Raw genomic sequence first — 11148 nt, forward strand, 5'->3', positions numbered from 1 at the left:
TTCGGGCGCTGAAGCTCGCCGACCCCCTCCCTCGATCCCTCCCCTCAAGGGGGAGGGAAGCAAAAGGGCCCCTCGGTCAGAAGTCCAAAGTGAACACTCCCCCACAAGAGGGAGGTGTTGGGCTGGTGGTTGCGAGGCCATATGGGATGGAGCCGATGGGCTATTTCAGCGAGGGGAAATAATCCTTGGCTGTGGGCGCCAGGAGTTCCGGGATGTCGCTCAGCTTGGCGGTCAGCAGGTCTTCGCTGCAGGCGAAGTTGACGTGGGGCAGGCCTTCGAGGGTGAAGAGCACCTGGTCGCCGGGGACGAAGCGCAGGGCCAGGTTTGAGGCGATGAGGTCGTTGATGCCGCACTCGTCCTCGAATTGCGCGTCGCCGCTCGAGACGCGATGGGCAATGACATAGTCGATCAGGGACTGGCCGGCGGTCCAGGCATAGTCGCCGGGCGCCTCGAGCGCGGCCGCCTGATCCACCTCGGCGCCGTAATCACCCATCTTGAAACTGGCCACCCAATTCTTGAACACCTTGGCCAGCGGGAAGGGTTCGCCGGTCCTGGTGTCCACCATATAGGTGTCGCTGTGATTGTTGGGATGGGCGCCGGTGCAATAGGTGCTGCCGGATTCGACCCAATTCATCACCGTGGGCGAAAGATAGGTGAGTACGATGTTTTCGCTGTCGTAATCTCCTAGCGTGCCCGCCCCCATGCCCAAGGAATATTCATTGGCACCGAAGCCGGCATAGACCTGCGCCATGCAATCGAAGGCGAAGAAATTGATCGCGGCATGGCGGCGTTCCAGGGCCTCGTTGGCAAGTTGGGTCGAGGAGCCGTCGGATAGGGACAGGATGCGCGGGAAGGGGAATTTGGTGCGCGGGTCGGCGACGTAATGGAAGGTGGAGCCTTCCAGCGTTTCAGTGGCGCCCTCCTCCATCACCACTTCCATCTTGGCGAAATCATAGGGCGCGGTGTGGGGCGCAAAGATTGCGCCTTCACCGTAGAACAGCTCGAATGTGCTGTCGCGCAGGCCATAGGGGGTGATGTCGGCATCGTCAGGCAGCGTGCGGCGGCCGATTTCGGTGAGAGTGATCGGCAGGCTCTTGGACTTGTCCATGGGCGTCCAGTCCCCGGTGAGCGAGAGGCCATCGCCGGACAGCGTCACCGACCACATGCCGCCGATGGGCGGCGTTTCGACATTGCCGTCATCGCTCTGGACACAGGTGGCTTCGGTACAGGGGGCTTCTTCCAGCATGGTGATGGCCGCGGTGCCGACGCTGCCATTGGCGTCGAGCGGGATATCGCCGCCCTTGGCCAGGTAGCTGTAGCGGCCGGTCAATTGCCCCGCCGCGGGCGCGACCAGCTCGGCCACGATGTCGTGGCCGCCCAGCGTGCCCTTATAGGTGACGGCTTCGAGGGCAAAGGCGGGCGTGGTGGCGAGCAGCGCGGCGGCGAGAATGGCAAGACGCATGAAGGGACCCTCGGAACTGGTTTGGCGAGATTAGCAGGAGTGAGACGCCTGTCAGCCCCTGGAGCTTGGGCTACGGGCAGTGTTTATTAAGACTGGTATCGCCATCCGGTATCCGCTCCTGCGTCCCCTCGCCCCTCAGGGGAGAGGGCCAGGGTGAGGGGTGCGATGCTGGGTACATTGTGGGTGCTGTAGCATCGCACCCCTCACCCGGCGCTACGCGCCGACCTCTCCCCTGAGGGGCGAGGTGAGACCGGCATTTGCGATTGACCTACCCATGGCTGCTCAGGTGCTGGCGGCCTTGGCGTTGGCCTGGCTGACCAGCTCGTCGGGGATGTCATCGAAGCTGGCATAGTTCATGTTGTAGAGCTTGGCGTAGAGGCCGTGCTTTTCCATGAGCTGGTCGTGATTGCCGGTTTCGATCAATTCGCCATTTTGCAGCACGATGATGCGATCGGCGCCGCGAATGGTGGCGAGGCGGTGGGCGATCACCATGCCGGTGCGGCCTTCGAGCAGGGTCAGCAGCGCCTTCTGGATCTGCCGTTCGGTGTAGCTGTCGATATTGGCGGTGGCTTCGTCGAGCACCAGGATCTTGGCGTCGGCGACGAGGGCCCGGGCGAAGCTGAGCAATTGGCGCTGGCCCAGCGAGAGGTTGGATCCACGCTGTTCGAGTACGCCGTCATAGCCGCCGGGCATTTGCATGATGAAATCATGCGCGTCGACGGCCTTGGCCGCGGCGATGACATCGTCGCTTGTGGCGCTGGCCTTGTTGTAGCGGATGTTTTCGAACACCGTGCCGGTGAACAGGAACGGTTCCTGCAGCACCATGGCGACCTGCTCGCCCAGGGATTCCTGGGTGACGTCGCGGACGTCGTGGCCACCGACCAGGATCTGGCCCGACTGCACTTCGTAGAAGCGGTGGACCAGGGACATGGCCGACGTCTTGCCCGAGCCGGTGGGGCCGACGAGAGCAACGGTTTCACCCGGATTGACCTTGAAGCTGACATTCTTGAGCACGGGACGATCTTCGCGATAGCCGAAGGTCACGTCCTTGAACTCGACCGAACCGTCCATGTCGCCGGTCAGCACTTTGGCATCGGGCTTGTCCTCGATGGAGACCGGCACGTCGAGTACTTCGGTGATGCGGCGGCCCGAGGTCATGGCGCGCTGCATGATCGAATATTGCATGGTGAGCGAGCGGATCGGGTCGAAAAAGCGCTGGATGTAGAACAGGAACGCCACGACGACCCCGATTTCGAGCCCGCCATTGAGCACGAGCGAGCCGCCGACGACCACGACCACCGCCATGGCGATGCCGGTGAGGCTGTCGACGATGGGGACCATGACCTGGGCAAAGCGCGAGCCGGTGAGCTGGGTCAGCAGATTGGTGTGGGCCTTGTCGTCATAGAGGTCGAAATTGACCTTCTGGCGATCCAGATTCTGCACGGTGCGCACGCCATGAATGCCTTCGGCCATGGCGCCGGCGGTGACCGAATTGGTTTCGTGCGCGGCCATGAAGGCGCGCTTGGCCGGGGGCAGCCAGAAGATGCGCACGATGAACAGGATCGGCATGGTGGAGAGCGTGAGCAGGCCGAGCCGGAAATCGAGCGTCAGCAGCACGACGACAATGCCGACCAGCAGCACCATGTCACCGACCGAAATCACCGAGGTTTCGAGAAATTCCTGCATGGAATTGACATCGCCCTGCAGCCGGCTCATCAGGCGGCCGACTTCGGTCTTGTCCATGAAGCTGAGCGAAACGCGCTGCAGCTGGGCGAACATGGCGCGGCGCATGTCGAACAGCACGTTTTCGGCGACCTGGCCGACTTCGGTTTCCTGAATATAGGAGGCGCCGAAATTGAACAGCACCGCGACGGCGAAGGCGAACACAGCCCAACCCAGATTGGCCGCGCTGCCGCCCTCAGTCATGCCGCTATCGATGGCCCAGCCGATGATCAGCGGGATGGCCAATTGGGTGATGGTGAAGACCAGCACCGCCGCCACGGAGAGATAGATGCGCTTGCGATAGGGGTGCACGAAGGCCCAGATGCGCCGGACCGTCTTGGGGTCATAGGCGGCGCCGAAGACCTCTTCTTCGATGCGATGGCTGCCGACACTGGCGCGCGGGGGACGCTGGCCGGGAAAGGCTGCAACTTCGCGTTCTTCATCCATCACGCTCATTGTGCGGCGCTCCCGATTTCGATGTCATCTGTGGGGCGGGTCTGCAGGTCGTAAAGCGCGCGGTAGCGGCCGCCCAAGGCCAGCAATTCCTCATGGCTGCCGCGCTCGACAATCTTACCGCCTTCAAGGAACAGGATCGTGTCGGCGTGCAGTAGCGAGGAAAGGCGATGGGAGATGATAAGGGTTATCCGATTGCTGGCGTAGCGCCGGATTGCGCTTCGGATTCTGTGCTCAGTGCCAGCGTCGATGGCGGCGGTGGAATCGTCGAACACCATGACGGCGGGCTTGAGCACAAGGCTTCGCGCAATGGCGAGACGCTGGCGCTGGCCGCCCGAGAGGGAGACGCCGCGTTCGCCCACGACCGTATCGTAATCGGTGGGCAAGCCCATGATATAATTATGCAATTGGGCGCTTTCGGCGGCGCGCTCGATCTTGGTTTCCTTGGCCCATGGATCGCCATAGGCGATGTTGTTTTCGATTGTGGTGGTAAAGAGGAAGCTGTCCTGCTGCACCACGGCCACGGCGCGGCGCAGCGATTGCAGCGTCACTGCGCTGACATCCTGGCCATCAATGGTGATCTTGCCGCCGCTCAAATCGTAAAAGCGCGGGATGAGGTGGGCGAGGGTGGACTTGCCGCTGCCGGGGGCACCGACAATGCCGATGGTCTGGCCGGCCCTGGCCTCGAAGCTGACGCCATCGAGCGTGGGGTGGGTGGCGCCGGGATAGGTGAAATGCACGTCGTCGAATTTGAGCGTGCCCTTGGTTACCTTGAGCTCGGCGGCACCTGGCTTGTCGTCGATTTCCAGCGGCTCGTCGAGAAAGGCGAAGAAGCGGTCGCCGCAGGTGGAGGCGCGGGCGAAGGAATTGACCATGAGGCCGAGCTGGCGCACCGGCATCTGCAGGATGGTCATGAAGGTGAGGAAGGAGGCGAGCGTGCCCACGCTCATCTCGCCGGCAATGACCTTGTTGCCGCCGAACCAGAGTACGAGGCCCATGGCGGTGAAGAAGGATGCCGTCATGGCCGAGGTATTGCGGACGCGCACGCCGACGCGCTCATGGGCCAGCTCAAGCGCTTCGGCCGAGGCCACGTTGAACTTGGCCATCTCGAATTTCTGGCCGGAAAAGGCGCGGACGACCCGAATGCCGGCGAGATTTTCTTCCATGACGCGGGTGAGGCCCGAGAGCTTTTGCTGCAGCACCAGCCAGGTCTTGCGCAGGGTGAGCTGGGCGACCGAGGAGCGCCAGGCGACGAAGGGCACAAAGCTCAGGCTCAAGAGGCCCAGCAGGATATCGGTGGTGAGCAGCATATAGGCGCCCACCCCGATCAGTACCGAGAGCAGCACGACGCGCACCATGCCGGTGGCGAAGAACATGCGCACGCCATCCAGATCGAGCAGGCCGATGGTGATCAGATCGCCGGTATGGACCTTGTCGTGATAGGAATAGGAGAGGCGCTGGATCTTTTCGTAAAAGGCCAGGCGCAGTTCGTAGCCGATATGATGGCCAACCGATTCCGAATAATAGTTCTGCAGCAAGGTGAAGATGCCGCGCGCCACCGAGACGGTAAGCAGCAGGATGGCGCTCCAGAACAAGGCTTGCTGGGCATCGCCGGCACCCACGCTCAAGATGCCCTGCGCCTGATCGACCGCGTGACCCAATAGGCGCGGGATCATCAACTGCAGGACCGAGGCGACGATGGTGGCGCCGACAGCGGCGGCCGCCTGCCAGGGATGGCGGAAAGAAAATTTGGCGATCCGCAGCAGGGTTCCCTCACCCTTTCCAGCGTGAGCGGCAGCCACATGGGCCCGTGCGTCGCCGCGTGATCGGACGCGGCCAGCCTTATTGGTGGTCAAGGAAGTATCCAGACTTCAATATCTAAATGTATGGGTCCAGGCGGATGCGAGGAAGGGCTGCATCCGGGGCTAGGACAAATCAACTCGCAACAATAGAAAACGCTCATTCGCGCTGCCATTCAAGATCGAATCTAAGCAAAAAACGCAAAGTCCGACCATGAGGGCGCGCAATGGCGTTCTCATTGCGGCAGGTTGAGCTCAGGATAGATCAAGGCGGAGCATTGCCTGTTGTTGGCATCGAGCTGGGCCTGCTCGGCGGCGGTGACCTGGCCGGTATAGATGGCGTTCCACAAATCGTTGCTTTCGACGCCTTCGAGCCCGCATTGGCAATAGGTGACGCAGAGCGGCGCGCTGGTGCCGCCGCTGGTGCAGGTCTGCTGGCAGGATTTGAGGAAATCGGCTGACCGCATGGCGATTTCGGGATGGGTCGCCGAGGCCAGCGGGAAGAGTACGGCTAGTAGCAGCGGCTGATGCAGCAGATAGATCAGAAGGCTCCAGCGGCCGGCGCCGGCAAGCGTGATGGCGAGGCGGTTTTTTGGCTGGATCGCGGCCAGCCTACCGGCCAGCGGAGAGGCCAGCAGCTGGCGGGTGGCAATAATGCCGAGCAGGACGACGCCGAACCAGGGGAAGATCGGGACGAGATCATTGGCGGGCGGCGGGACGGTCCAGAAGCCGAGCACCGACCAGGTCTTGGCGTTGAACAGGGGATCGGCATAGGCGAAGTGCGCGGCGATGATGGCGGCGGCGACTATGGCCACCAGCCAGAGCGGGGCGCGCAGGAAGGGCAGCGCCATGAGACTGAACAGGGCAATGGCATGCAGCACGCCGAAATAGACGAAGCTATCGGGGAAGGCGAGATAGGTGGCGATGGTGATGATGGCGGCGCCGGCGGCGACGAAGACCCAGCGCTTCCAGAAGGCGCGCCAGCGGATAGTACGACCATGGCCGAGTACCAGCCCGACGCCGACGAGGAACAGGAAGGCGGAAAGGATGGTGCGGGCGATCGCCACCCATTGCGGATCATAGCCCACATCGGCGGCGATAAAGCGGAAATAACTGAGGTCCCAGCACAGGTGATAGGCGATCATGGCGATGATCGCGACGCCGCGGGCGATGTCGATAATGGCAAAGCGCGGGCGCGCTGCCGGGGCGGGAAAAGTCATGCTTGCCCTCGGGCAGGGATTTGGTGGCGGCACAATGGCCCGACTGTTGCGCCGGTTCAATCGTGAAAGTCGGTGACCAGGCGGCTCCAGTCTTCGCCCAACAGGCCCCCGAGATAGACATCGCCCCGCTGGGCGGCATCGACAATGGGGGGATCGCGGGTGGAGATGCAGTAAAAGCCGCGCGGCACAAAGCTGATGCCTTTGCGGCGGCACAACGCTTCCATGAGGAAGGGTTGCGCCATGCCTTGCACGCCCACGCAGCCGATGGAATCGGCATGGGACAGCAGATCGGCGATGACGGCGCCCTCCTGCCCCGGACGCGCCAGAATGTTGAGCAGGCGCGCCACCCCGCAGGGGCGGGCGTAGAAGACGCTGCAGCCGGCGAGCTTGCCCTTTTCATCGCGCACCTGGCGCAGGATCAATGGACCATCAATGGTGTTGAGCGCGGCCATGTCGAGCATCCAGCCCAGTTCGGGGGCGCTCCAGACCGGGTGGACAGCGAAGCGCTCGACGAGGGCGGGGGCCGCGGCGATGAAATCGGCGCGTGACATGGCGGCACCCTGCCCGCCTGGTGGTGCCACGAGACTGGGGATAAGACGGCGGAGGGCTGTGTCGATCGGTTTGGCGAGCAGGCTGGCGAGACCTGCCAGTGGTGCTGGGAGTTTGGTGGCGGCGCGGTTGGCGAGCCAGGCGGCGGGGCGCAGGATATGGCGCCAGTCCAGGCTCTGGATGTGCAAGACGTGGCCGCCCACGGCCTTCCAGTGATCGGCGCTGACCGGGTTGGCGCTGTCGGAGAAACAGAAAGCCTGATTGCGGGCGCGGATGGTCAGCACCATATCGGCGCCGCCGCGTGTGCGCTTGGCCGGGTCGGTCATGTAATTGCTCATCAGCCGGCCGGTAAGGACCTGACCATTGACCCGGACCTGCATGGGGATGACCAACAGGGCGCTGTCGATGGAACCATCGGCGTCGCGGTGCACGAGGCCGCCTTCTGCCTCGCTATAGAGGGGGGAGCCGAAGAAATTTTCCTCGAAATAGCTGAGGAATTCGGCACTGGGGGCGGCGCCCTTGCGGAAGACGCGTTGAAAGAGCGCGGCTACTTCGGGCACGTCGGCGCGCTGCATCGGCGCGATGGCTTTGAGGCGCGTCATGATGCGGGCCGAGCCCCGATCTGGTGCAAGGTTTGCGCCACTGTCTTGATGGCCAGATCGCGGCGGCGCACCATGTCGAGTACCGCGCCCAAGCGGGTGGGCGAGCAGCCGATGGAGCTGGGATCAGGCTGGACGTCGTGGGTGTAAAAGATCAGCCAGCCGCCATGACGCTGCAATTGATCGAGCAATTTTCCGATGCTGTCGAGGCTGGAAGAGACATCATAGAGCTCCTGCGCATGCAGGTGGGCCAGATCGATCCAGCCGCGATTAATGCCCGGCTGAATGCCGCGCAGGCCGGCAAATTTAGGAGCCAACAATCGCTTGGCATGGAGCGACACGACGCCGAACGGGTAGGCGAAGGAGGTCGGCGCCTGCCCGCTCAGCGCCGCGATTGCCGATGTATTGGCAGCAACATCGGCAACAAGATGGTCCGGCGCGACTCGCTGGACATTGAGGTGATTGCTGGTGTGTCCCCCAATTTCATGGCGATTTGCCGCCAAGTTTGCGGCCACATCTTGTCCAGCGATCAACTGGCCATTCTCGAAATTGCCCGCCAGGGCATCGGCAAAATAGAAGGTGCCGCGCGCATCATTGGCTTCGAGTAGGGGCGCGGCATTGCTGGCGGCGGAGAGAGGAAAATCGTCGAAACTGAACGAGATGACGGGCTGCTCAAGAACCAGGCGAAAGGGCCGGAACGGCACGGCGCGGGCCAGCCGCCGCGAAGCGCCGGCAAGGGGATCTGTCCAATCGATCATATGGTGGTCTCGTATGTGGGGATGGTGGCGGGCGCCAGCCCCATGGAGGCCAGCATGGCGGCAAAGGCCTCGACCGTCCGCTCGGTGGTGAAGTCGGCGGCGCGGCTCCGCAGGGCCGCGCGGTCGACGGGCCGCTCGATGGCTTCGAGAATGGCCTCGGCCAGCAAAGGAGGATTGCCGGGCGGCACCAGCGCGTGGCCGCGGCCCAGAATTTCGCGCGGGCCATAGGGCGCATCGGTGGCGACAACGGGCGTGCCGCAGGCCAGCGCCTCGACAATGGCATTGCCGAACCCTTCATGGCGGGACGAGGACACGAAAAGGCGGGCGTTTTGCAGGCGCGGCAGCGGGTCGTGCACGAAACCGGGTAGCTCGACGCAATCATGCAGCGCGAGCTTGCCGATCAGCCGTTCGAGGGCGGGACGTTCGCTGCCCTCGCCCAGGATATGCAGGCGCATGCGCAACCGCTGCCGCACCATGGCAAAGGCCCGGATCAAGGTGGCGAAGTCCTTTTCGGCGGAGAGGCGGCCGATAGCGAGGATGAGATCGTTGGCGCGCGTGACGGGCGCGGCCAAATCGGCCAACCGCGCGGCGCTGAGTACCGCATTGGTGCCCAGGCTCACCGCGCGATCGGGGGCAACGCCAAAATGGGCGATCAGTTCGTCGCGCACGGCGGCGCCGGGGCTGACCACCCGATCGGCCAATGGGTAAAGGCGCCGCGCCAGGCGATAGGCCAGCCGGTTTTGCCAATAGGGATCGGACCGGCGGGCGGCGCGGGGCGCGGCGACTTCGCGCAACACGATTTTGGGGCGGATGGCTTGGTCGAGCCGGCTGGCCGCGAAGGCGAGCAGGCAATTGCCGGCGGCTTCGGAGGCGATGACGGCGGAAGGTTGCAAAGTTCGCATCATGGCGAGCAAGGCCGGAACAGCACGGGCCATACGCAATTTGCGGCCTTGGCCCAGATCGAGCAGGGGCACGCCCGGGGCGATGTGCCGGGCCAGCGGACCGCTGCTGTCGAGCGTGGCGATCAGGATGGGCCAGCCGGCGGCGCGCAGGCCATTGGCCAATTCGATCGCGTCGCTCTGCGCGCCGCCGCCGCCAAGGGCGCGGACCAGCATGATCATTGGCCCGATGTTTCGAATTGTGCCTGTGGCCAATTTGACAGCCTCCGTAATACGCAGCGGCCACAGCTTGCATTAATTTTTCCAGCATTGTCATTGTCATGACGAATAGAAGGTTAAGTTCGTTGGATATTACGTACGCAACTATATTTACTGACCGGCCTCCAAGTTGAGCGACCGGAATGCTTCGCTTTATCTGACGTCACGACTGGCGGCGGCACTGCTCAACCTGGTGTCGGTGGCGGTCTTTACGCGACTGGCGGCGCCGGCAGTGTTTGGCGATTACCTCATCGGCTTTGCGGCGGCTTTCATTGTGTTCGGAGGGCTGTTCCAGTGGCTGATGCATGCCCATTTTGGCGTGTTCAAACCAGATAGAGCGGCGCGGCTGGTGGGAGGATTGCTGGTGGCGCTGGGGGCAATTGGCGTGTTGGGCATGCTCGGGTTGGGCGTGGCGGTGGCGGCGGGGCGCTTGGGGCCACCCGAGGCACTGGGGCTGGCGCTGCTGGTGCTGGGCTTTGTCATGCATGTCGGCGCGGTCGAGATCGGGCGGGCGCATTTGCTGGTGACCGAAGTGACGGCGGCGGGGCTGCTGCGCGGGGTGTTGATGCTGGGCATGGGGACGCTGGCTCTGCTGGTTGCGCAATCGGCGCCGCTGCTGCTGGCGGCGGTGGGGCTGGCGCAGGCGCTGGCGGCATGGCCGGTATTGGCGGGGCTCAAGCGCACGATCTGGCGGGATGGGATGGTATGGCCGGAGCGGACGGACCTGATGGCGCTGGTCCATTATGGCTGGCCGCTGATCGGGGCGCTGGCGGCGGGGGCTATCGCGATCAATCTCGATCGGATTGTGCTGGGGCGGTTTGGCGGCGCGGTGAGCGTTGCGGCCTATGGCGCGAGTGTCGATGTGGTGCGGCAGGGATTTGTCGTGCTGGGCGAGGCGATTGCGGCGGCCTATATGTCGGCGGCCAAGGCGCAGGCGGGCAATGCCCCGGTGCGGCAGGCGGCGCTGGGGCGGGCTTTTGTGACGCTGTGGAGCGTAGTGGGATTTGGGGCGCTGAGCTGGCTGCTGTTCGGACCGGCGGTGCTGGGACTGTTGCTGGCGCCGGGCTATGCCGAGGCAAGTGCTGATATATTGCCATTGCTGGTGGCGGGGACGGCTCTCCTGGCGCTGCGAGCCTATTACTTTGGGCAGGTCATCTATTTTGCCGGATCGGCGCGGCGAGAGGTGATTGCCAGCGGGGTCATGGTGGCGGTGGCGGCAATAGTGGCGATTAGCCTTGTGCCACGCTTTGGCATGGTGGGCGCGGGGTGGGCATTGCTGGCGACGCAGGCGGCAGGGCTGGCGAGTTTTCTGATTGCTGATCGACAGAGCCGGATCATGCCGGTGGATTGGCGGGCGATGGGCGTGGCGAGCGGATGGATCGTCGTGACGGGGCTGATGGCGCTGGTTTTGCTGCATGCAGGATGGGCT

The 11148-nt window shown here is 63.7% G+C and carries 8 protein-coding genes; 1 reads left to right on the forward strand and 7 read right to left on the reverse strand.

What is annotated here, in order from left to right:
* Positions 1 to 160: 160 nt before the first annotated feature.
* From FF80_RS14420 to FF80_RS14450, 7 genes are all read right to left on the reverse strand, one after another.
* Positions 161 to 1462, reverse strand: coding sequence for a hypothetical protein (locus FF80_RS14420; RefSeq protein ID WP_035101852.1), 1302 nt, complete (start codon positions 1460 to 1462; stop codon positions 161 to 163).
* A gap of 282 nt (positions 1463 to 1744) precedes the next feature.
* Positions 1745 to 3640: an ABC transporter ATP-binding protein gene (locus tag FF80_RS14425; RefSeq protein WP_052153606.1), complete on the reverse strand. Its 1896-nt coding sequence runs from the start codon at positions 3638 to 3640 to the stop codon at positions 1745 to 1747.
* The gene (locus tag FF80_RS14430) at positions 3637 to 5493 is read right to left on the reverse strand and encodes an ABC transporter ATP-binding protein (RefSeq protein ID WP_081917454.1); all 1857 of its coding nucleotides are present in this window, start codon (positions 5491 to 5493) and stop codon (positions 3637 to 3639) included. Before FF80_RS14430 ends, FF80_RS14425 begins: the two co-directional genes overlap by 4 nt.
* A gap of 179 nt (positions 5494 to 5672) precedes the next feature.
* A complete protein-coding gene (locus FF80_RS14435; RefSeq protein ID WP_052153607.1) occupies positions 5673 to 6656 on the reverse strand; it encodes a heparan-alpha-glucosaminide N-acetyltransferase in 984 nt (327 codons plus the stop codon).
* Between the two features lie 56 nt (positions 6657 to 6712).
* Positions 6713 to 7807, reverse strand: a complete 1095-nt coding sequence (locus FF80_RS14440) for a GNAT family N-acetyltransferase (protein WP_052153608.1) — start codon at positions 7805 to 7807, stop codon at positions 6713 to 6715.
* Positions 7804 to 8562: a polysaccharide deacetylase family protein gene (locus FF80_RS14445; protein ID WP_035101854.1), complete on the reverse strand. Its 759-nt coding sequence runs from the start codon at positions 8560 to 8562 to the stop codon at positions 7804 to 7806. Before FF80_RS14445 ends, FF80_RS14440 begins: the two co-directional genes overlap by 4 nt.
* Positions 8559 to 9716 (reverse strand): glycosyltransferase, encoded by a 1158-nt coding sequence (locus FF80_RS14450; RefSeq protein ID WP_160172838.1) that lies wholly within the window; start codon positions 9714 to 9716, stop codon positions 8559 to 8561. Before FF80_RS14450 ends, FF80_RS14445 begins: the two co-directional genes overlap by 4 nt.
* A gap of 133 nt (positions 9717 to 9849) precedes the next feature.
* Here FF80_RS14450 and FF80_RS14455 point away from each other — a divergent pair.
* Positions 9850 to 11148 (forward strand): oligosaccharide flippase family protein (locus FF80_RS14455; RefSeq protein WP_035101858.1); only part of this gene is annotated, 1299 nt, incomplete at its 3' end.

It is taken from the genome of Devosia sp. LC5, assembly GCF_000735585.1.
Classification (GTDB): Bacteria; Pseudomonadota; Alphaproteobacteria; order Rhizobiales; family Devosiaceae; genus Devosia.

Bases quoted from the DNA above. Each gene is read 5' to 3' on its own strand.
- FF80_RS14440 (WP_052153608.1), bottom strand. From the start codon at position 7,807: ATGACGCGCCTCAAAGCCATCGCGCCGATGCAGCGCGCCGACGTGCCC.
- FF80_RS14425 (WP_052153606.1), bottom strand. From the start codon at position 3,640: ATGAGCGTGATGGATGAAGAACGCGAAGTTGCAGCCTTTCCCGGCCAG.
- FF80_RS14420 (WP_035101852.1), bottom strand. From the start codon at position 1,462: ATGCGTCTTGCCATTCTCGCCGCCGCGCTGCTCGCCACCACGCCCGCC.
- FF80_RS14445 (WP_035101854.1), bottom strand. From the start codon at position 8,562: ATGATCGATTGGACAGATCCCCTTGCCGGCGCTTCGCGGCGGCTGGCC.
- FF80_RS14435 (WP_052153607.1), bottom strand. From the start codon at position 6,656: ATGACTTTTCCCGCCCCGGCAGCGCGCCCGCGCTTTGCCATTATCGAC.